General features: G+C 69.9%; 19 protein-coding genes. 9 read left to right on the forward strand and 10 right to left on the reverse strand.

Annotated features, from left to right (window positions below):
- The first annotated feature begins 39 nt into the window (after positions 1-39).
- Entirely contained in the window at positions 40-1,152 is a 1,113-nt protein-coding gene (locus tag HNR07_RS19810; protein ID WP_184366268.1) for an endo-1,4-beta-xylanase, read from the forward strand.
- A 56-nt stretch (positions 1,153-1,208) separates the two neighbouring features.
- Here HNR07_RS19810 and pth read toward each other — a convergent pair whose 3' ends face one another.
- The 4 genes from pth to glmU all read right to left on the reverse strand — a co-directional run bounded on the left by pth (position 1,209) and on the right by glmU (position 5,445).
- Positions 1,209-1,877, reverse strand: a complete 669-nt coding sequence (gene pth, locus HNR07_RS19815) for an aminoacyl-tRNA hydrolase (RefSeq protein ID WP_184366269.1) — start codon at positions 1,875-1,877, stop codon at positions 1,209-1,211.
- A 101-nt stretch (positions 1,878-1,978) separates the two neighbouring features.
- Positions 1,979-2,578, reverse strand: a complete 600-nt coding sequence (locus HNR07_RS19820) for a 50S ribosomal protein L25/general stress protein Ctc (protein WP_184366270.1) — start codon at positions 2,576-2,578, stop codon at positions 1,979-1,981.
- Between the two features lie 414 nt (positions 2,579-2,992).
- Positions 2,993-3,961, reverse strand: coding sequence for a ribose-phosphate diphosphokinase (locus HNR07_RS19825; RefSeq protein ID WP_184366271.1), 969 nt, complete (start codon positions 3,959-3,961; stop codon positions 2,993-2,995).
- Positions 3,962-3,978: 17 nt separating this feature from the next.
- The gene (gene glmU / locus HNR07_RS19830; RefSeq protein ID WP_184366272.1) at positions 3,979-5,445 is read right to left on the reverse strand and encodes a bifunctional UDP-N-acetylglucosamine diphosphorylase/glucosamine-1-phosphate N-acetyltransferase GlmU; all 1,467 of its coding nucleotides are present in this window, start codon (positions 5,443-5,445) and stop codon (positions 3,979-3,981) included.
- Positions 5,446-5,935: 490 nt separating this feature from the next.
- Here glmU and HNR07_RS19835 point away from each other — a divergent pair, with 490 nt between their 5' ends.
- The 4 genes from HNR07_RS19835 to HNR07_RS19850 all read left to right on the forward strand — a co-directional run bounded on the left by HNR07_RS19835 (position 5,936) and on the right by HNR07_RS19850 (position 9,297).
- Positions 5,936-6,922: an acyl-CoA desaturase gene (locus HNR07_RS19835; protein WP_184366273.1), complete on the forward strand. Its 987-nt coding sequence runs from the start codon at positions 5,936-5,938 to the stop codon at positions 6,920-6,922.
- A 14-nt stretch (positions 6,923-6,936) separates the two neighbouring features.
- Entirely contained in the window at positions 6,937-7,593 is a 657-nt protein-coding gene (locus HNR07_RS19840) for a TetR/AcrR family transcriptional regulator (protein ID WP_184366274.1), read from the forward strand.
- A 129-nt stretch (positions 7,594-7,722) separates the two neighbouring features.
- On the forward strand, positions 7,723-8,232 hold the full coding sequence (locus tag HNR07_RS19845) for a MarR family winged helix-turn-helix transcriptional regulator (protein ID WP_184366275.1): 510 nt from the start codon (positions 7,723-7,725) through the stop codon (positions 8,230-8,232).
- A gap of 99 nt (positions 8,233-8,331) precedes the next feature.
- Entirely contained in the window at positions 8,332-9,297 is a 966-nt protein-coding gene (locus HNR07_RS19850) for a GDSL-type esterase/lipase family protein (RefSeq protein WP_184366276.1), read from the forward strand.
- Positions 9,298-9,649: 352 nt separating this feature from the next.
- Here the strand turns inward: HNR07_RS19850 and HNR07_RS19855 are convergent, their stop codons facing one another.
- The gene (locus HNR07_RS19855; RefSeq protein WP_184366277.1) at positions 9,650-10,225 is read right to left on the reverse strand and encodes a CGNR zinc finger domain-containing protein; all 576 of its coding nucleotides are present in this window, start codon (positions 10,223-10,225) and stop codon (positions 9,650-9,652) included.
- A gap of 82 nt (positions 10,226-10,307) precedes the next feature.
- Between HNR07_RS19855 and HNR07_RS19860 the strand changes: the two genes are divergently transcribed.
- Positions 10,308-11,480 carry an epoxide hydrolase family protein gene (locus tag HNR07_RS19860; RefSeq protein ID WP_184366278.1) on the forward strand — a complete coding sequence of 391 codons (1,173 nt, stop codon included), beginning with the start codon at positions 10,308-10,310 and terminating at the stop codon, positions 11,478-11,480.
- Positions 11,481-11,586: 106 nt separating this feature from the next.
- Here the strand turns inward: HNR07_RS19860 and HNR07_RS19865 are convergent, their stop codons facing one another.
- Positions 11,587-12,072, reverse strand: a complete 486-nt coding sequence (locus HNR07_RS19865; RefSeq protein ID WP_184366279.1) for a glutathione peroxidase — start codon at positions 12,070-12,072, stop codon at positions 11,587-11,589.
- Positions 12,073-12,317: 245 nt separating this feature from the next.
- Here HNR07_RS19865 and HNR07_RS19870 point away from each other — a divergent pair, with 245 nt between their 5' ends.
- On the forward strand, positions 12,318-13,118 hold the full coding sequence (locus HNR07_RS19870) for a S41 family peptidase (RefSeq protein WP_184366280.1): 801 nt from the start codon (positions 12,318-12,320) through the stop codon (positions 13,116-13,118).
- Positions 13,119-13,127: 9 nt separating this feature from the next.
- Here HNR07_RS19870 and HNR07_RS19875 read toward each other — a convergent pair whose 3' ends face one another.
- Positions 13,128-14,912, reverse strand: a complete 1,785-nt coding sequence (locus HNR07_RS19875) for an ABC-F family ATP-binding cassette domain-containing protein (RefSeq protein ID WP_184366281.1) — start codon at positions 14,910-14,912, stop codon at positions 13,128-13,130.
- 210 nt (positions 14,913-15,122) lie between these two features.
- Between HNR07_RS19875 and HNR07_RS19880 the strand changes: the two genes are divergently transcribed.
- A complete protein-coding gene (locus HNR07_RS19880) occupies positions 15,123-15,632 on the forward strand; it encodes a lamin tail domain-containing protein (protein ID WP_184366282.1) in 510 nt (169 codons plus the stop codon).
- 159 nt (positions 15,633-15,791) lie between these two features.
- Here the strand turns inward: HNR07_RS19880 and HNR07_RS19885 are convergent, their stop codons facing one another.
- The 3 genes from HNR07_RS19885 to HNR07_RS19895 all read right to left on the reverse strand — a co-directional run bounded on the left by HNR07_RS19885 (position 15,792) and on the right by HNR07_RS19895 (position 18,463).
- The gene (locus HNR07_RS19885; protein ID WP_184366283.1) at positions 15,792-16,691 is read right to left on the reverse strand and encodes a transketolase family protein; all 900 of its coding nucleotides are present in this window, start codon (positions 16,689-16,691) and stop codon (positions 15,792-15,794) included.
- Positions 16,692-16,705: 14 nt separating this feature from the next.
- Complete coding sequence (locus HNR07_RS19890; RefSeq protein ID WP_184366284.1) at positions 16,706-17,416, reverse strand: thiamine pyrophosphate-dependent enzyme; 711 nt, start codon at positions 17,414-17,416, stop codon at positions 16,706-16,708.
- A gap of 96 nt (positions 17,417-17,512) precedes the next feature.
- On the reverse strand, positions 17,513-18,463 hold the full coding sequence (locus HNR07_RS19895) for a 4-(cytidine 5'-diphospho)-2-C-methyl-D-erythritol kinase (RefSeq protein ID WP_184366285.1): 951 nt from the start codon (positions 18,461-18,463) through the stop codon (positions 17,513-17,515).
- Between the two features lie 259 nt (positions 18,464-18,722).
- Here HNR07_RS19895 and HNR07_RS19900 point away from each other — a divergent pair, with 259 nt between their 5' ends.
- A complete protein-coding gene (locus HNR07_RS19900; RefSeq protein WP_184366286.1) occupies positions 18,723-20,633 on the forward strand; it encodes a serine/threonine-protein kinase in 1,911 nt (636 codons plus the stop codon).
- Positions 20,634-20,641 lie beyond the last annotated feature (8 nt).

Raw genomic sequence — 20,641 nt, forward strand, 5'->3', positions numbered from 1 at the left:
CCGGAACTTAACCGGAAAACTGAGTCTGGAGCCCCCGCTATGAGACAGATTCGACTCTCCGCAGCCGTGCTCACCGCATTGGCTCTGACCCTGCCCGCGACCGGCGTCGCGTCGGCCGACATCCGGCCGGAAACCGCCCACCGACAGGACACCACCCTCCGCGACGCGGCCCCCAGCGGCTTCGTGATCGGCAGCGCCGTCGCGGGCGGCGGACACCACCAGGACGAGGACTACCCCGACCCCTTCACCGGGGACCAGACCTACCGGCAGCTCCTGGCCGAGCAGTTCAGCTCGGTGTCCGCGGAGAACCAGATGAAGTGGGACCACCTGCGCCCGGGTCCGGACGAGTACGCCTTCGAGGACGCCGACGCCATCGTCGAGTTCGCCCAGGCCAACGGGCAGGACGTACGCGGGCACACCCTCCTGTGGCACAGCCAGAACCCCGACTGGCTGGAGAACGGCAACTACTCCCCCGAAGAGCTGCGCGCGATCCTCCAGGACCACGTCGAGACCGTGGTCGGCCGCTACGCGGGACAGATCCAGCAGTGGGACGTGGCCAACGAGATCTTCGACGACGGCGGCAACCTGCGCACCGGGGACAACATCTGGATCCGTGAGCTGGGGGTGGAGATCGTCGGTGACGCGTTCCGCTGGGCGCACGCGGCCGACCCCTCGGCGGAGCTCTACTTCAACGACTACAACGTCGAGGACGTCAACGCCAAGAGCAACGCCTACTACGAGCTGACCCGGGAACTGCTGGCGGAGGGTGTGCCGGTGCACGGCTTCTCCGCGCAGACCCACCTCGCGCTCCAGTACGGATTCCCGTCCAGTCTCCAGCAGAACCTGGAGCGCTTCGAGGCCCTCGGCCTGGCCACGGCGCTGACCGAGGTGGACGTGCGCATGCAGCTCCCCGACGGCGGCGAGCCCACCGAGCAGCAACTGGAGGAGCAGGCCGACTACTACGCCCGCGCCCTGGAGGCCTGCCTGAACGTCAGCAGCTGCGAATCGTTCACCGTCTGGGGCTTCCCCGACCGCTACTCCTGGGTGCCCAACACCTTCCCGGGTGAGGGCGGCGCCACCATCTACTGGGACGACTACACGACCAAGCCCGCCTACGACGCGCTCCGGGAGACCCTCCTGGCGGCGTCCTGATCCCTGCTGGCGGATCCGTCCGGGGCCCGGATGCCCGCGTCCGGGCCCGGGGCGGGTCAGGCCGCGGTGTGGAAGATGTTCTGCGCCTTGCCCAGGCCGTCGGTGAGGATGGTGCGGACCGCGTCGGCGGCGCGCCCCACGTTCAGGTCCAGCTCGGGGCTCTCGGTGGAGGAGAAGTCGCGCAGGACGTAGGCGGCCGGGTCCATCCGCCCGGGGGGACGGCCCACACCGAAGCGGACCCGCAGGTAGTCGGGACCGGAGAGGGAGGCGGTGGCCGACTTCAGCCCGTTGTGGCCGCCGGAGCCGCCGCCCTTCTTCAGTTTGAGGGCCCCGAAGTCGATGTCCATCTCGTCGTGCACGACGATGATCCGCTCCATGGGCACCTTGTAGAACCGGGCCAGCCCGGCGATCGGCCCGCCGGACAGGTTCATGAAGGTGCGCGGCTTGGCCAGGACCACAGAGACGCCGTCGATCCGGGTCTCGGCGACCTCGGCGTGCGCCTTGTGCACCTTCCAGCGCTCGCCCTGGTCCGCGGCCATGGCGTCCACCACCATGAACCCGGCGTTGTGCCGGTTGCCCGCGTACTTGGGGCCGGGGTTGCCCAGCCCCACGACCAGCCAGCGCTCGGCCTCAGCCATGTCCTCGTCCCTGCTCTCCCTGAAACCCGGGCTCTCACCGGAACCCGGGCTCTTCCGGAATCCCAACCTGCTCAGAAAACTCCACATGCCGACCGACACTATCGAGCCGGCGACCCCGCACACGCCGAGCGCGCGGCCCCTGGGAAGGGGAACCGCGCGCTCGGTGATGTGTGGTGTGGCACCGCGCCTTACTCGGCGGCGGCAGCCTCAGCGCTCTCGGAAGCCTCGCCGCTGGTCTCCGGCTCCTCCTCCACGCGCGGCGCGGAGACGGTGAGCAGGAGCGACTCGGGGTCGGTCACCAGGGTGACGCCCTCGGGCAGCTTCAGGTCGGCGGCGGTCGGGGTGGCGCCGATCTCCAGACCCTCGATGTCGAACTCGACACCGTTCGGGATGTGGGTGGCCTCAGCCTCGACGGTCACGGTGACGAGCTCCTGGTTGAGCACGCCGGGAGCCTTGACCTCACCGGTGAGGGAGACGTTGATCTCGACCTCGACCTTCTCACCCTTGGAGACGACCAGCAGGTCGATGTGCTCCAGGAAGCCCTTGATGGCGTCGCGCTGCACGCTCTTGGGCAGGGCAAGGTTGTCCTTGTCCAGGCCTTCGAGGCGAATCAGGACGTTCGGGGTCTTCAGGGCGAGCATGAGATCGTGGCCCGGCAGGTTCAGGTGGCGGGGCTCGGTGCCGTGGCCGTAGAGGACGGCCGGCACCTTACCCGCGCGGCGGGCGCGACGGGAGGCGCCCTTGCCGAATTCCGTGCGGGGCTCGGCAGCGATACGTACCTCGGACACGACAAAACTCCTCGGGTTCAACCCCGCAGCACGGGGAACACGACTCCAGTAGTACGAACGATTCTCGCCTTCGGCGGAGAATGACGGCGGGGTCGCCCAGCTTGCCGGGGACTCGACCGCCCTGGTTCCAGGCGTGCCCGGCGAGCCGTCACCGGACCGGTTCGGCCCGGGAACGCTCGTCGCGCACCCCTGCCCGTGTTGGTTCCAGGCGGATACACAGCAGGAATCCACCCGGGCACGGGGACACTCGGTCAAGTCTACTGGCTCTGGTGACGACTCCGTACATGCCCCACCGGCGGGGCCTTGCGGTCCCGCCGGTGGGCACACACGGCGCCTGGGGGGCTGCTGAGGGGACCTCAGCGGACTCCGGTCGGGCCGGAGGTACTGCTGATACGGCTGATGAAACCGGTGAAGCTAGTCGAACAGGCTCGTGACCGAGCCGTCGGTGAAGACCTCGTTGATCGCGCGGGCGACCAGCGGGGCGATCGAGAGCTGCGTGAGCTTCTCGAAGGAGCGCTCCTCCGGCACCGGCAACGTGTTGGTGATGACCACCTCGGAGATCCGCGAGTTCTGCAGGCGCTCGGCCGCGGGGCCGGAGAGCACACCGTGCGTGGCGGCGACGATGACCTTCTTGGCGCCCTGCTCGAAGAGGGCCTCGGAGGCCTTCACGATGGTGCCGCCGGTGTCGATCATGTCGTCGACCAGGACGCACACGCGGCCCTTGACCTCACCGACGACCTCGTGGACCTTCACCTGGTTGGCGACGTCCGGGTCACGGCGCTTGTGGATGATCGCCAGGGGCGCGCCCAGGCGGTCGGCCCAGCGGTCGGCGGTGCGCACGCGGCCGGCGTCCGGGGAGACCACCGTGATCTCGGAGTGGTCGACCTGGCTGGCGACGTGGTCGGCCAGGATCGGCAACGCGAAGAGGTGGTCAACCGGGCCGTCGAAGAAGCCCTGGATCTGGTCGGTGTGCAGGTCCACCGCCATCATCCGGTCCGCGCCCGCGGTCCGGAACAGGTCGGTCACCAGGCGCGAGGAGATGGGCTCGCGACCCCGGTGCTTCTTGTCCTGGCGGGCGTAGCCCAGGATCGGTGTCACCACGGTGATCCGCTTGGCGGAGGCGCGCTTGAGCGCGTCCACCATGATCAACTGCTCCATGATGGACTCGTTGACCGGGTCGGCGTGGCTCTGGATGACGAACGCGTCACTGCCGCGCACCGACTCCAGGTACCGCATGAAGATCTCGCCGTTGGCGAAGGTGTCGAACCGGGTGGGGCACACCTCGATCCCCAGCTCCTTCGCGACCTCCTCGGCCAGTGCCGGGTGCGTACGCCCCGAGAACAGCATCAGTTGTTTCTGGCCGGTGGCCTTCATGCCGGTCACGTGTTTCTCCCCCACAGTCACTGCTTTTTCGCGTCGTCGGCTCTGTGCCGCTCCGCCTGCTCCGCCGCTTCCGCGGACGGAGTTCCCGGACGCTTGCGCCGCGTCCAGCCCTCGACGTTACGCTGCCGGTTTCCCTCGGACACGGCGAGGGCCCCCGGCGGGACGTCGTCACGGACCACGGTCCCGGCCCCGGAGTAGGCGCCGTCACCGACCCGCACGGGAGCGACGATGGTGTTGTCGCTGCCGATGCGGACGTGGTCGCCGATGGTGCTCCGGGACTTGTTGACCCCGTCGTAGTTGACGAACACCGAGGAGCAGCCGATGTTGCTGTCCACACCGATGTCCGCGTCCCCGACGTAGGTCAGGTGCGGGATCTTGGAGCCGGTTCCGACGTTCGAGTTCTTGACCTCGACGAAGGCTCCGGCCTTGGTCCGCTCGGCCAGGCGGGTGCCCGGCCGCAGGTAGGTGTAGGGGCCGACGGTGGCCCCGGGACCGATCTCGGCCCCGTCCGCGGTGGTCTCGCGGACCTTCGCGCCGTCACCGACGAGGGTGTCGCGCAGGTCGGCGCCGGGGCCGACCTGGGCGTCCTCGCCGATCTCGGTGGTGCCGTGGAGGCGGCTGTTGGGATGGAGCACGGTGTCGGCGCCGATGCTGACCTGGGCGTCCACCCAGGTCGTCGCGGGGTCGACGATGGTGACACCGGAGAGCATGTGCTCGGTGAGCAGGCGGTCGTTGAGGATCCGCCGGGCCTCGGAGAGCTGGACGCGGTTGTTGACGCCCTGGACCTCGTTCCAGTCCTCGGCGATCCAGGCGTCCACCCGGTGCCCGTCGCCGCGCAGCAGCGCGACGGCGTCGGTGATGTACTCCTCACCCTTGGCGTTGTCCGTGGACAGGCGCTGGACGACCTGGCTCAGGAGGGCGCCGTCGAAGGCGTACATGCCGGAGTTGATCTCGTCGACGCGGTGCTGCTCGGGCGTGGCGTCGGCGTGTTCGACGATCTCGGTGAAGCTGCCGTGGGCGTCGCGGACGATGCGCCCGTAGCCGTGGGGGTCGGGCACGCGGGCGGACAGCACGGTGACCGCGTTGCCCTCCTTCTCGTGCGCCGCGACCAGCGCGGCGAGGGTTGTGCCGCGCAGGAGGGGGGTGTCGCCGCAGGTGAGGACGACGGTGCCGGACAGCTCGATGCCCTTGGCGGCGAGGTCCTCGACCGCCATGCGCACGGCGTGGCCGGTGCCGTTCTGTTCTTCCTGCACCGCGGTGACCGCCTCGGGGGCGACGTCTTCCAGGTGGGATCGCACCTGGTCACGGGCGTGGCCGACGACCACGACCGTGTTCTGGGGGTCGAGTTCTCGGGATGCGTAGAGCACGTGGCCGAGCATGCTGCGACCGTTGAGTTCGTGGAGCACCTTGGGAAGTTTGGACTTCATACGGGTGCCTTCACCCGCCGCGAGGATGATCGCGGCAGCCGGACGGTTCACGCTCACTGGAGGAGACCCCTCGAGATAGCTGGCATATGAACGTCGGCTCACCCTGCGGCGGCGCGACCCGCATGCCGCGCGGGCGGCCGTCGGATGACCAGCGGCCGACATGGGAAGGATACATGCGCGTCACGGGCAACCATCAGCCACGTGACCTGCGCTACACCTGCGCTGCACCCGCGCGACGCGGGCGCGCCCGCGAACCCCGCGAAGGGGTGGGCGGTGGAAAGGACTGCTCCCGGACCAGGGCTCGAACCTGGACGATGGGGACCAAAACCCCACATGCTGCCGATTACATCATCCGGGAACGACTCGGACGGCTTCGCCCGAACGATCGACACCAACATAGCGCCTTCAACCGGGGGCTTGCCAAACCTACGAGGTCGTAGGTTACGGTTACGTAGGAATAGGTTGGGCCGTCTCGACGGGTGCCCTGGCACCGGTGACGCCGTCCTGACCGGTGACGACGTTCTCCGTGACGAGGTGTGCAAGACCCATGACAGCTGCCCCTGAGGTGCCGACCGAAGGCATCGTCAAAGCCGCAGAGACCACCGCCGCGCCCAAGCGCGAGGTGATCCCCGAGTACGAGCCCGAGCTGAGGGGCAAGGCCGAGCGCTACACCGTCTTCGCGTTCGTGTTCATCCCGCTGATCGCGCTGCTCGCCTCGGTGCCCTTCTTCTGGGGCTGGGGCCTGTCGCTGGTCGACATCGCCATCGCGACGGTCTTCTACGCGATCAGCGGCCTGGGCATCACCGTCGGCTTCCACCGCCACTTCACCCACGGCTCCTTCAAGGCCAAGCGCCCGCTGCGGATCGCGCTGGCGATCGCCGGCTCCATGGCCATCGAGGGCAGCGTCATCAAGTGGGTGGCCGACCACCGCCGCCACCACAAGTACGCGGACGCCGAGGGCGACCCGCACTCGCCGTGGCGCTTCGGCGACGACTGGAAGTCCGTGGCCAAGGGCATGTACTACGCGCACATGGCGTGGATGTACCTGGACGAGAAGAAGACCTCCCCGCGCCGCTTCACCCCGGACCTGCTCAAGGACAAGGACGTCGTCCTCGTCGACAGGCTGTTCCTGCCGATCGTGATGTTCTCGCTGTTCGCCCCCGCCGCCATCGGCGGTCTGATCACCATGTCCTGGTGGGGCGCGGTCACCGCGTTCTTCTGGGCGAGCCTGGTCCGCGTGGCGCTGCTGCACCACGTCACCTGGTCGATCAACTCCATCTGCCACACCATCGGCGAGGAGAACTTCGAGGTGCGCGACCGCTCCCGCAACGTGTGGTGGCTGGCCATCCCGTCCTTCGGTGAGTCCTGGCACAACCTGCACCACGCCGACCCGACCTGCGCCCGCCACGGCGTGCTCAAGGGCCAGATCGACATCTCCGCCCGACTCATCTGGATCTTCGAGAAGTTCGGCTGGGCCACCAAGGTCCGCTGGCCCAACAACGAACGACTCGCCGCCAAGCGGGTCAAGGTCTAGGATCAGTAACCATCATGGGAGCAGCCGACAGCGAGCAGAGGACCCGCGTGCGCCGCAAGCGCATGACGGGCAAGGAGCGTCGGCAACAGCTGTTGGAGATCGGCCGGGAGCTGTTCGCCGAACGAGGGTTCGACGCGACCTCCGTTGAGGAGATCGCCGCACGGGCCGGGGTGTCCAAGCCCGTGGTCTACGAACACTTCGGCGGGAAGGAGGGCATCTACGCCGTCGTCGTGGACCGGGAGATGCGCACTCTCCTGGACATGATGGGCGAGGCCCTCACCGCCGACCACGCCCGAAGCAAGATCGAGAAGGCAGCTCTGGCCCTGCTGCGCTACGTCGAGGAGGACAGCGTCGGGTTCCGGGTACTCACCCGCGACTCGCACGTGGCGTCCGGAACCGGCAGCTTCGCGAGTCTGATCAACGACATCGCCAGCCAGGTCGAGCACATCATGGCCGACGAGTTCGCCGAACGGGGTTACGACCCGGGACTCGCCCCCATGTACGCGCAGGCCCTGGTGGGCATGTGGGCGCTGACCGGCCAGTGGTGGCTGGAGGTCCGCAAGCCCAAGCGCGAGGTGGTCGCGGCCCACCTGGTCAACCTGGCCTGGAACGGGCTCTCGGCCCTGGAAGCGAAACCGAGGCTGGACACGCGCAAGCGGCGTTCCGGCTGACTTCGCCCCTGCGGGGGTGCCACGTGTGGCACTGCCCACAGGAGGGGATGTCGTCCCTGATCATTGGTGGGGCGGGTATGCGTCGCATACCCGCCCCACTATCTTGATGTCAAGAGATATGGTGGTGCCATGCGCGATGAGGTGGATGGGCTGATCGAGGCGTGGCGATCCGAGCGGCCGGACGTTGACGTGACACCCCTTGAGGTGTTCAGCCGGGTGTCCCGGCTCTCCCGCCACCTGGACCGTGCCCGCCGCACCGTCTTCACCGAGCACGCGCTGGAACCCTGGGAGTTCGACGTCCTGGCCGAGCTGCGCCGGTCCGGGCCGCCCTACGAGCTGAGCCCCGGGCGCCTGCTGCGCGCCACCCTGGTCACCTCCGGGACCATGACCAACCGGGTGGACCGACTGGCCGCCGCCGAACTCGTACGCCGCCGCCCCGACCCCGCCGACAAGCGCGGCGTCCTGGTCCGGCTCACCGACAAGGGGGCCGAGCGCATCGACGCCGCCCTGGCCTCGCTGCTGAGCTACGAGGAGACCCTCCTGGCCCCGATGCCGGCCGCCGAGCGCGAGCAGCTGGCATCGTTACTGAGATGCCTCCTGGCCCCCCTCGACAAGGCCCCCTCGGGTCCGCAAGGGTAGTTACCCGGCGGTATCCGTCTGCTCACCGGGACCCGCCAACTGGGCGCGATTCATTTCCAGTACGGGTCTTGGTTGGAGAGCACTTTGAGAATCCGGTGGATGGCCGCGGTCGCCGCGGCCGTGGTGGTCGCGGGCTGCTCCGGAGGCGGCGACGCGGAACCGACCACGACGCAGAGCTTCTACCTGTCCCTGGGCGACTCCCTGACGGTGGGCGTACAGCCCGACGAGGACGGCCGGGCGCAGGAGACCGCCGAGGGCTACACGGACGTCCTGTACCGCGAGCTGAAGGACGCCGACTCCACGCTCCAGCACGAGCGCATGGGCTGCGGCGGCGAGGACACCACGACCTTCATCGAGGGCGGTATCGCGGGCTGCGACACCCGCTACGAGGCGGGGTCCCAGCTCGAACAGGCCGAGGAGTTCCTCCGGGAGCACGGGGACCGGGTCGACCTGGTCACCCTCACCATCGGCGGCAACAACTTCACCAACTGCGTGGACGGCACCGGCGGGCAGGACGAACTCAGCGTCGAGGACATCGGCGTGAACGAGGAGTGCGTGGCGGACGGCCTGGAGCGGCTGGAGACCGAGGTCCCGCTGATCGCCGAACGGCTGACCGAGGCCGCGGGCCCGGACACCCAGATCATCGCGATGACCTACTACAACCCGTTCCTGGCGCTGGCCCTGCTGGAGGAGCCTGAGGCCGAGGCAACGGAGGACGAGGACGGGGAAGCGGGGGACGGGGAAGCGGAGGACGGCGCGGAGGCCGTGCCCTCCGAGGACGCCGACGAGGGCCTGGCCGCCCGGACCGTGGAGATCCTGGGCGAGGTCAACGAGTCGCTGACCGCCTCCTACCGGGCCGCCGGGATCGACGTGGCCGACGTGGACACCGTCTTCGAGGGCGCCAACACCGAGGTGCCCGCCGGCAGCGACACCGGGATGCCGGTCAACCTCCAGCGGATCTGCGACCTCACGTGGATGTGCAACGTGGCGCGGGGCCCGGACATCCACACCAACCTGGCCGGGGCCCAGGCCATCGCCGAGGTCTTCTCGGGAGAGCTCCGCTAGAGCTGCGCGCCTGTTTCCTACGGGTCCCGGCCGGTGAACGGCCGGGACCCGCCCTATCGGGGCCCGGAGCCCGGTCCGCTCCCCCAGCGGCTCGGGGCGGGCACGGAGGCACAGCACCCGAAACCCCCACCTCCCGCGTGATCTTGCTACCAGGAGCGAAATCGGCGCCGAAGTTGCCCCTGGTAGCAAGATCACGCGGGAGAGAGGGCCGAAACAGGCACCCGACCACCGCCATCCGCCGTCGTAGCGAAGCGGGCCGATGTGGATCAGCGTCCAGCGGAGCTTCGCCCTGCCTGCGCGGAAGTCAGAGTGGCGGCCGGTCGCGTCGAGGGAGGCCGCCCCGGGGTGGCGATCACTCGGCCGTGCTGGGTTTCCCGCGCCGGTTGGCGTTGAAGCGCGCCTTCTTCTGGCGATTGCCGCAGGTGTTCATGTCACACCATTTGCGGGTGCGGCTCTGGCTGGTGTCGAAGAAGGCGGCCCGGCAGGTCGGTGACGCGCACAGGGCCAGCCTTCCGTCTCGTTCGCCCGCGATGACGCTGACCGCGTCGGCGGCGATCACGCTGAGGGCGTCCTCCACCGAGGAGTCCGAGCTGAGCTGCCATCGCCGCCTGCCCTCAGGCGTCAGGACGGCCGAGGCCCGGCCCCGCGCGCTGCGGTCGTTGATGACCCGGACAGCGGACGCGGGGAGGGCGTCCTGGGTCGCGGCCGCTGTCGCGGCGGCGTGAATCGACTCCCGCAGCTCCCGTGCCAGGTCGAGCTGGGCGGGAGTGCAGGACGCCACGGCTAGGCCGTTCACCGCCAGCCAGTCGACGAGTCGTTGCGGCGTGGGGATGCGCTCCACGGCGTTGCCCTGACGCTCCGTCAGGGTCGCCGTGAAGCTGGTCGCCAGCACGCTGCCGAGGCGGAAGTCAGGGAAGCCGGAACGCATGGAACCACCTTAGCCGGTTGTCTCCCGGGAGAAGGCCGTGTTAGAACCGTCTTAGCCGGTTCCTTGATGGCCAGGAGGTCTCATGTCCCGCCCGAACAACGACGTGCACGCGTTCGAAGCCCACACCAGCGACGCCGACCTGGACGACCTGCGCGCACGACTGGCCGCGGCGCGACTGCCGGAGGCCGAGACGGTCCATCGCGCAGCGCCCGGTCCGAAGCGGTGGGATCAGGGCGTGCCTCTGGCCGACCTCGTCGATCTCGTGGACTACTGGCGCACTGAGTACGACTGGCGGTCGTTCGAGGAGCGCCTCAACCGGATCGGCCAGTTCCGCACGACCATTGACGGTGTGGGCATCCACTTCCTGCACCGCCGGTCCCGGCGCGCGGACGCCACTCCGCTGGTCATGACGCACGGCTGGCCGGGCAGCATCGCCGAGTTCATCGACGTGGTGGACGAGCTGGCGGATCCGGAGGACGGGGACGCACCGGCGTTCCACGTCGTCGTCCCGTCACTGCCGGGCTTCGGTTACAGCGACAAGCCGACCGTCACCGGCTGGGGCACCGAAAGGATCGCGGCTGCCTGGGTGGAACTGATGGGGAGGCTCGGGTACCGCAGGTTTGTGGCGCACGGCGGCGACTGGGGAGGCGTGGTCACCACGATCCTCGGCGGCAGGTTCCCGGAGCACGTGCTCGGCATTCACACGACGTTGGCGCAGGCACCTCCCGGATTGACGACGGACGGGCTGACGGAGGCCGAGCGCAGGTGGGCGGAGGAGACCCGCGATTTCTGGCGCGACCGCGGGGCGTACGCGAAACAGCAGGCGACCCGGCCGCAGACCATCGGCTACTCACTCGTCGACTCACCGGTCGGGCTTCTCGCCTGGATCCTGGACAAGTTCGCCGAGTGGACGGACACCGAGGACAGCCCGTTCGAGACGGTCTCCAGAGACAGGGTTCTCGACAACGTCACCCTGTACTGGCTGACGCGGACCGGTGCGTCGTCGGCCCGCATCTACTACGAGAGCCACCACTCACTCGACCCCGAACTCCGGGTCGACGTGCCGTCAGCGATCACTACCTATCCCCGCGACATCGAGAAGTACCCGCGCCCCTGGGCACAGGAGCGGTTCCGGCAGATCGTCCGCTGGAGGACGCCGGAACGAGGGGGACACTTCCCGTCACTGGAGGTTCCCGAGTTCTTCGTCAGGGATCTGAGGGAGGGCCTCGCCGCGGTCCTCGCCGTGCATAGGTGAACGGGCCGGACGCGGGAACTTCCCTCCCGGAACGCCTCACGGCCGAGGCCTCGCGGGTAGGCGCGGACGCTGGGCGGGCCGCTGCTTCTGGTGGCCCCGGCACCGGTTATTCGGGCAGGGACTTCTCGATGAGTTCGACGATCTCGGGGGCGTCCGGGACCGTGGTGGGGCGGAAGCGGTGGACGGTGTTGTCGGGCAGTACCAGGAACTTCTCGAAGTTCCACTTGACCTTTCCGGCCTTGCCCTCGGCGTCGGGGACCTCGGCGAGTTCGGCGTAGAGGGGGTGCTGTCCGCGACCGTTGAGCTTGACCTTGCTCATCATCGGGAAGGTGACGCCCCAGGTCATCGAGCAGTACTCGGCGATCTTCTCCTCGCCGCCGAACTCCTGGAGGAACTGGTTGCTGGGGAAGCCGAGGACGGTGAACCCGCGGTCGGAGTAGCGCTTGTGCAACTCCTCCAGCGCTTCGTACTGAGGGGTGAGTCCGCAGCGGGAGGCCACGTTCACCACCAGCCGCACCTGGCCGGACCACTCGCCGAAAGTGGTTTCGCGGCCGTCGATCAGGGTCACCGGGATCTGGTCCAGGTCGGCCATGGGGTCTCCTCCTGCGGTTCGGTACGGTGCGCGCCCTGTGAGCAGCCTACGGGCTGCCTACTCGGGCGTAGGTGTGGAGGGCTGCTGGCAGAAGCTGACCAGCAGCCCGTAGCGCGGCTGGCCCTCCTCCGCCCCTTCGGTCTCCTCGACCAGGGTGAGCAGTGTGTCGTGGATCCGTTCGACCTGTTCCGGGGTGAGCCTCAGGTGGCGCAGGGCGAGCTGCGGGTCGCCCGGGGCCCCACCGCATGCGGCTGCTGCTCGCCGAAGGGCGAGCAGCAGGTGAGTACCGAGAGGCGCGGGATCCGTCCGTGCTGGCTGAGCTGGTGGCCGGGGACCTCCAGTCGCTCAACGGCGATCTGCACCTGCGGCTGAAGCACCGCGTCGAGGCAATCCCCGCGCTGCCGGGCGACGCCGGTCTGATGGAGGCGATGGCGCGGGAGGCACGGGAGCGGTTCGGCGGGGTCGCGCGGGTGGAGCGGTTGGACGGCAACGTCGGATTCCTGGAGCTGCGGCCGCTGCTCTACCCGCTGTCGATGGCGGCCGACCAGCTGAGCGCCGCGCTGCGGCTGGTGGCCGACGCGGAGGCGCTCATCATCGATCTGAGGCAGAACCGGGGCGGAGACCCGGCGACGGTGGCGTTCGTCTGCGCGCACCTGTTCGACGAGCCCACTCATCTGCACACGATGCACTTCGGCGACGGGACGCCGCCCAGACAGTCCTGGACACCGTTCGTGCCGGGACCGGTGTTCGGCGGGGAGAAGCCGCTGGCGGTACTGACCGGCGCCACCACGTTCTCCGGCGCCGAAGAGCTCGCCTACGACCTGCAGCGGCACGGGCGGGCAACGGTCGTCGGTGAACGCACCGGGGGCGGCGCCCACCCCCGGGAGGGTTTCCGGATCCACCCGCACCTGGAGGTGACGGTGCCGACCGGACGACCCGGGCATCCGGTCAGCGGGACCAACTGGGAGGGCGCCGGGGTGGTCCCGGACCTGGAGACCGCCGCCGGGGAGGCCCTGGCGGCGGCCCTCACCCGGCTGGCGCGCTGACCGGGAGGGTCAGTCGCCGATGAGTTCGGCCTGTTCCAGCCAGACCATCTCCAACTCGTCCTTCTCGGCGGCGAGGGTCTTGGCCTCGGCGTCGAGTTCGGCGAGCTTGGTGTAGTCCTCGGCGGCGGCCGCCATCTGCTCGTGCAGCTGGGCCTCGCGCTTGGCGATCTTGTCCATACGGCGCTCGACCCGCTGCATCTCCTTCTGCGCGGCGCGACGATCGGCCTGGGAGATCGCGGGAGCAGCGGCCGGGGCTGCCTCGGCTGCGGCCGCCTCGGAGGCGCCAAGGGGCACGGTGACCTCGTCGGCGGTGGCCGCCCGGCGCTCCAGGTACTCGTCGACCCCGTTGGGCAGGAAGGCGAGCGTGCCGTCACCCATCAGGGCGAGCACGCGGTCGGTGATGCGCTCCAGGAAGTACCGGTCGTGGCTGACCAGCACGAGGGAGCCGGGCCAGCCGTCGAGGAGGTCCTCGAGCTCGGTGAGGGTCTCGATGTCGAGGTCGTTGGTGGGCTCGTCCAGCAGCAGCACGTTGGGCTCGTCCATGAGCAGGCGCAGCAGCTGAAGCCGGCGCTTCTCACCACCGGACAGGTCGCCGATGGGCGTCCACTGGCGCTCGCCGCGGAAACCGAACTTCTCCAGCATCTGGCTGGCGGTGTAGTCGCGCTTGCCGATGGTGATGTGCTCGCGCACGTCCATGACCGCCTGAAGCGGGCGCATGGCGGGGTCGAGCTCGGCGATGTTCTGGGACAGGTGCGCGAGCTTGACGGTCCGGCCGGTGCGCACGGTGCCCGAGTCGGGTTCCTTCTCCTCGGCGAGGATCTTCAGCAGGGTGGACTTGCCCGCGCCGTTCACGCCGACCAGGCCGACCCGGTCGCCCGGGCCGAGCTGCCAGGTGAGCTCGTCCAGGAGGACGCGGTCGGGGATCGCCACCGAGACCTTCTTGAGGTCGATGACGGTCTTGCCCAGGCGGGAGCTGGCGAAGCGGACCAGCTCGACGGTGTCGCGGGCGGGCGGCTCATTGGCGATGAGCTGGTTGGCCGCCTCGATCCGGAACTTGGGCTTGGAGGTGCGCGCGGGTGCTCCCCGGCGCAGCCAGGCCAGCTCCTTGCGCATGAGGTTCTGGCGGCGGTCCTCCTCGGCGGCCGCCTGGCGGTCGCGTTCGGCCTTGGCCAGCACATAGGCGGCGTACCCGCCCTCGTAGCGCTCGACCGTGCCGCGGCCGACCTCCCAGGTGCGGGTGGTCACGGCGTCCAGGAACCAGCGGTCGTGTGTCACGACCACGAGCGCCTCGGGGCGCCGGCCCAGGTGCTCGGCGAGCCAGGCGATGCCCTCGATGTCGAGGTGGTTGGTGGGCTCGTCCAGGATGATGAGGTCGTGGTCGTCGACCAGCAGGCGCGCCAGCCCGGAACGGCGGCGCTCACCACCGGACAGTCCCGACATGGGCAGGTTCAGGTCCCAGCCGCCCAGCAGGCCGCGCAGGATGTCGCGGATGCGCGCGTCGCCCGCCCACTCGTGCTCGGCCCGGTCGCCCAGCACGAACTCGCCGACGGTGCTGTCGGGGAAGTCGTCGCGCTGGTGCAGGAAGCCGACCCGCAGCCCGCGGTTGTGCACGACGCGGCCGGAGTCGGGCTCGGTGTGCCCGGCCAGCACGGAGATCATGGTGGACTTGCCGCCGCCGTTGCGGCCCACCACACCGATGCGTTCGCCCTCGTCCACGCCAAGGGACACCTTGTCGAGGAGTACGAGCGGCCCGTAGGCCAGGGACACGTCCTGAAGGTTGACCAGATTCGTCATCACCCTCCATTGTGCCGCCGGGGCGACGGTGCCCGGACCGGCTGCCCGCCCCGGGGCAACTAGGCGACACTTTTCGCGAATCATTGTTTTTCGCCGCACAACGGCGCCAAGGGGGGCTAATCTTCTGCTCTGTCCTCGGCGCCCCCGCTTACGAGCCCCCTCCCCTGGAGGCTCGCATCGCAGGACGGATGCGAACCGAAAGGGGAGCCCATGCGCTCCATCCGTGCCGCTCTGGCGGCAGCACTGCTGGCCGCGTTCCTGGTGCCCGTCCCGGCCCACGCGGCGTCGACCACCGGGGCACTGATGATCACCCACGTGCGGCCCAACGCCAAGGGAGCCGACGTCAAGGACAACAAGCAGACCAACCTCAACGGCGAGTACTTCATCGTCAAGAACGTGACGAACAAGACCGTCAACCTCAAGGGCTACGTCCCGGACATCACCTCGAACACCTACGGCCGGGCCCTGCCCTCGTACAACCTCCCGGCCGGGGCGGTCGTCTACGTGCACACCGGCTCCGGCACGAACCACCGCGACGCCAACGGCAAGCACCACGTCTACCGGGGCTACGCGCGGCACGTGCTGCCCAACGACGGCACCGGCCGCAACCCCGACCTGAGGCTGAAGACGCCGGGCAGCAAGGACGACAACAAGGCCGCCGGCACGCTGAGCACCTGCAACTGGGGCAAGGCCGCGGACGGGAGGACGTACTCCTGCTAGGGACTCCTGCCGGAGGAACGATCCCGTTGGAGGAGTGACGCCCGCCGGACCACGGGGCGGCGGGCGGGGAACGCCCGGGGCCGCACCACGCAAGGCCCCGGGCGGGTTCTGGGAGGGGCCCCCTCCGGGGAGCCCGCGGACGGGCTCCGGACACGAGTCCTACACCAGGAAGAAGTCCCTGGCGGCCTTGGCGATTCCCTCGGTGTCCAGCCCGTGGGCGCGGGCGTGCTCGGCGGGGGTCCCGTACGCGCGGAGTTCGGTGTCGCGGGCCACGCCCAGGGAGCGCTGGCGGTGGCGGCGGTCGGACAGGGCCTCGGAGACCTCGTGGGCGGAGGTACCCCGCAGGTAGGGCTCGACCAGGAGCACGTCGGCGTTGCCCGCGGCGGCGGTCAGGGCGCTGAGGCCCTCGCGGTCGAAGGGTCGCACCGTGGTGGTGTGGGCGACGGTGACGTCGAGGTCGGCGGTGGCTTCCAGGGTGCGGTCCAGCATCGGGCCGACCGCGACCACAACCCCGGCGGAGCGTGGTGAGCCGGTGCGCAGGACGTTGAGTCGCGGACCGACCGGCAGGGGTGCGCGGTTGGTGGTGCCGGACAGGCGGAGGTACACGCGGTCGTCGCCGGGGATGGCCTGCCGCAGCATGTCCCGGACCTCGTCGGGGTGGCCGGGCACGTGCACGGTCCAGCCCGGGAGGGTGTCCAGGAGCGTCACGTCCCCGGGCGCCTGGTGGGTGCGGCCCTCCTCCGAGGCGTCGTAGGACGCGCCGATGCTCACCAGGATCGCGCCGACGTCCTGGTGGGCCAGGGAGATCTTGATCTGTTCGAAGGGCCGTTCGATCAGGAACGGCGCGTAGCTGTGCACGATCGGGCGCATGCCGGTGAGCGCGAGTCCCCCGGCGACGCCGATCATCGCCTGTTCCCGGATGCCGAGGTCGATCACCCGGCCGGGGTGGCGGACGGCGGAGCGGCGGAACATGCCCGCGGAGATGGCCGCGAGGACGACGGCGGCCCGGGGGTCGTCGTCGAGGGCGGCGTTGACGGTGGCGGCGAAGGTGTCACGCATGGCCGGGCTCGCTTTCAGTTTCCGTTGCGGACGCGGGCGATGACCGCCAGCGGCCGCCCGGTGCGGGTTCGGGTGAAGGCGTCGTGCAGCGCGTCGTGGTCCCGGCCGCCGACCTCGCGGGTCTCCCAGCCCTCGACCTCGAAGCGGCGGCCGATCCCGCCGGGCCAGCCGTGGCTCGCGGAGGCGTTGTCGATGACCACGACGGTGAGGTTGTCGGAGCCCAGGCGTGCCGCGGCGGCGATGGCCTCGTGGTTGCTGCCTTCGTCGAGTTCACCGTCGCCGACCAGCACCACCACGCGGGGTCCGGTGCCGTCGGGCTTGCGGATGCCCTGTGCGCGCAGGCCCAGAGCGGTGCCCAGGGCCAGGGGCAGGCCGTGGCCGAGGGAACCGCTGCCGATCTCCGCACCGGGGACCAGGACCCGGTCGGGGTGGTGACCCAGCGGGGAGTCGAAGCTCGTCCAGCCGCGCAGGGTGGTCACGTCGAGGAAGCCCTTGGCGGCGAGTACGGCGTAGAAGGCGGCCGGGCCGTGCCCCTTGGAGAGGAGGAAGCGGTCCCGGGCAGGGTCCTCGGCGGTGCCGGGGGTGACGTCGAGGACCCGGTCGTAGAGCACCCAGAGCACGTCGAGGGTGGAGTTGGAAGCGCCGTTGTGCTTCTCGTCCCCCTCCATCAGCCCGATGAGCGCCGGAAGGTCGGCGTACCTGGAGAAGGTGGCTGTCGTAGTCATGCCACCAGTGTTCTTCCTCAACCATGGTTGAGGTCAATGGGCGAAACCCCCGCGATCGGGGCATCAGATTTAGTGATTTACATCACAGCATCGGGGTCAGAGGACGGTGGTTCCCGGAACATCGCCGTCCGCCGCGACGACCTGCTCGCACAGCCCCGTGGCCCGCAGCGCGGCGACCACGCCGGCCTCGCGCTCGGCCACGACGGCCGCGTCCTCTCCGCCGCCGCCGATCAGGAAGGCGCAGGTGGGGCCGGAACCGGAGACCAGGGCACCGATCGCCCCCGCTGAGCGGCCCGCGTCCAGGGTCCGCTGGAGCTCGGGCAGCAGGGACAGCGCGGCGGGCTGGAGGTCGTTGCTCAACGAGCGGCCCAGCGCCTCGGCGTCCCCGTCGGCCAGCGCCTTCTCCAGGGCGGGGTCCAACCGCGGGTCCGGAGCGTCCGGGCGCAGCCGGTCGTACTCGCCGAAGACGTCGGCCGTGGACAGGCCGCGTGTGGAGAGCGCGAACACCCAGCGGTAGCGGGCGGGACTGGCCATCGGATCGAGGAGCTCACCGCGTCCGGTGCCCACCGCGGTGTCGCCGACCAGCCCGAACGCCACGTCGCTGCCCAGCCGGGCGGCGAGGTCCAAGAGGCGCTCACGGGACAGTCCGCAGCCCCACAGCCGGTCACAGGCCACCAGGGCCGCCGCGGCGTCCGCGCTGCCCCCGGCCATACCGCCGGCCACCGGGATGTGCTTGTCCAGGTGGATGTCCACGGGGAAGCCGGAACCCGTCTCCTCGGCGAGGAGGGCCGCGGCGCGAGCCGCGAGGTTGGTTTCGTCCAGCGGCACTCTGGCCAGGTGCGATTCCGACTGGCCGGTGGCGGTCAACGCCGCGAGGGCACGCGGCTGACGCGGAGACGCCGCCTTGACGGTAACCTCATCGAACAGCGAGACGGCGTGGAACACGTTCACGAGGGCGTGGAATCCGTCCTCGCGTCTGGGCCCCACCGCCAACTGGAGGTTCACCTTCGCGGGGACCCGCACGGTTACGGTGGTATCAACGGTCACGAGTCCCCAATCGTAAAGGAACCCCCACCTTGCGTGAACACAGACCCCCGAACGGGGCCTTCCGTGTTCACCGCTTTCGACCGGCGTGGACACCCGCGCCCCGGAGAGCGGGGCCGCACGCTTCAGGGCTCGTCACCAATGTCATGTCAGTTACCGCCCAACCCCAGAACGGCCCAATTCGGTCCGCGAGTGGGAATCAGGGCACAAACACCGCTACCTTGGGGCAAGGCGGAGTTTGGACACCGTCGGGGAGGGTCGCTTGCCGTCGGATGGGCTCCCGAAGAACCTGGAACCGCTGGCCGCCGGAGATCCGGCCACCATCGGTCCCTACGTGCTGTCCGGGAAGCTGGGTAGTGGCGGCATGGGAACCGTCTACCTGGGCAGTACGCCGGAGAAGAACAACCAGGTAGCCATCAAGGTCATCCGTCCGGAGCTCGCCTTCGACGAGCAGACCCGGGCGCGCTTCCGCGATGAGATGGAGAACGCCCGCAAGGTCGCTTCCTTCTGCACCGCCAAGGTGCTCGACCACGGGACGTTTGAGAACCGTCCCTACATGGTCACCGAGTACATCGCGGGCACGGCCCTGGCCGAGCACATAGCCGAGCACGGCCCGCTGGACTCCTCCACGCTGCACGGCTTCGCGCTGGGCGTGGCCGCGGCGCTCGCGGCCATCCACCGCACGGGCCTGGTCCACCGCGACCTCAAACCCGCCAACGTCCTGCTGTCGCTGTCCGGCCCCCGGGTGATCGACTTCGGTATCGCGCGTGCGATGAACACCGCGACCAACCACACCCAGACCGGCATCGTGATGGGCAGCCCCGGCTGGATGGCGCCCGAGCAGCTACTGGAGGAACAGGTCACCACCTCGGCGGACATCTTCGCCTGGGGTTGTCTGGTGGCCTTCGCCGGCAACGGCACGCACCCCTTCGGCAACGGCGACGCGATGACGCTGGGCAAGCGGGTGCTGTTCGCCGAGCCGCAGATCGGCAACCTCGACAGCCCGCTGGACCGCCTGGTGACGCGCGCCCTGGCCAAGGAGCCGGGCCGCCGCCCGACCGCGCAGGACCTGCTCCTGGAGCTCGCGGGCGGCGAGGACACCTCCAACCCCAACGACATGGTCTCGCACGCCCTGCACCAGTCCTGGCGGCCCAACCTGCCTCCGATGCCGCCCGGTCCCCCCGGGCCGCCCGGGATGCCCCACCCGGCGCACCAGACCATGACCGGTGTGCGGCACCCGGTGCCCGGCCACTACCAGGCCCCTCCGCAGCAGATGCCGCCGCCCGCCCACCAGACCGGCAACTTCGCCCGTGCTCCGCACGGACCGCCCCCGGGCCACCCCTCCCCAGGACACACGGCCGGACCTCCTGGAGGCCCCCAGGTCGGTCCGCACCCGGGTGTCCACGGCCAGCAGCAGCGCCACGCCCCGGCCGGGCCGCCGCCCGCGCAGCACCCCGCCGCGACCGGACCCATCCCGATGGTTTCGCCGCCCGCCGAGCAGCAGCGGGGGCCGCAGCCGTACGTGCCCCCGGTGCCCCCGCCGCCGCACCGCCCCGCCGCACCCGGCGGGCGGGGCGGACTCTTCTGGGGCCTGGTCCTGGGCGGCATCGGCATCACACTGGTGGTGGTGCTCCTGATCGTCCTGATCGCCAACAGAAGCTTCGGCGGCTCGGATGATTCGGGCGGCTCGCAGGGCAACCCCGACCAGGGCACCTCCCTGCCCGGCCCGGCCCTGCCCGACGACGGCCTCGGCGACGGGGAACCGAACGAGTCGGAGCCCGCCGAGAACGGTGCTCGCTCGCCCGACGGGGCGGTCGAGTACACGATCAACGACTTCTCCTGCGTCGACAACATTCTGGGGCGTTCGCGCATCACGGGCGGCCTGTACTGCGTGGCCGACCTGGACCTGGAGAACCTGGGCGACACCGAGATCATGTTCAGCTCCAGCGAACAGCGGCTGGTGACCACGAACGAGGAACGGGTCAGCGCCGAGACCCCCAGCGCGGCCGAGGAGCGGGCCGACCTGTGGTCGCCCATCCAGGCCGGGCAGCGGGTCCGGGGCGACCTGGTGTTCAGCATCAGGACCAGCCAGGAAGCCGCTCAGCTGCTCCTCACCCATTCCCCCGACGAGCAGCCGACCGTCATCGACGTCTTCGAGGGCTCCACGGACTGAGCGGAAGA

Source organism: Nocardiopsis metallicus (assembly GCF_014201115.1).
GTDB lineage: Bacteria > Actinomycetota > Actinomycetes > Streptosporangiales > Streptosporangiaceae > Nocardiopsis > Nocardiopsis metallicus.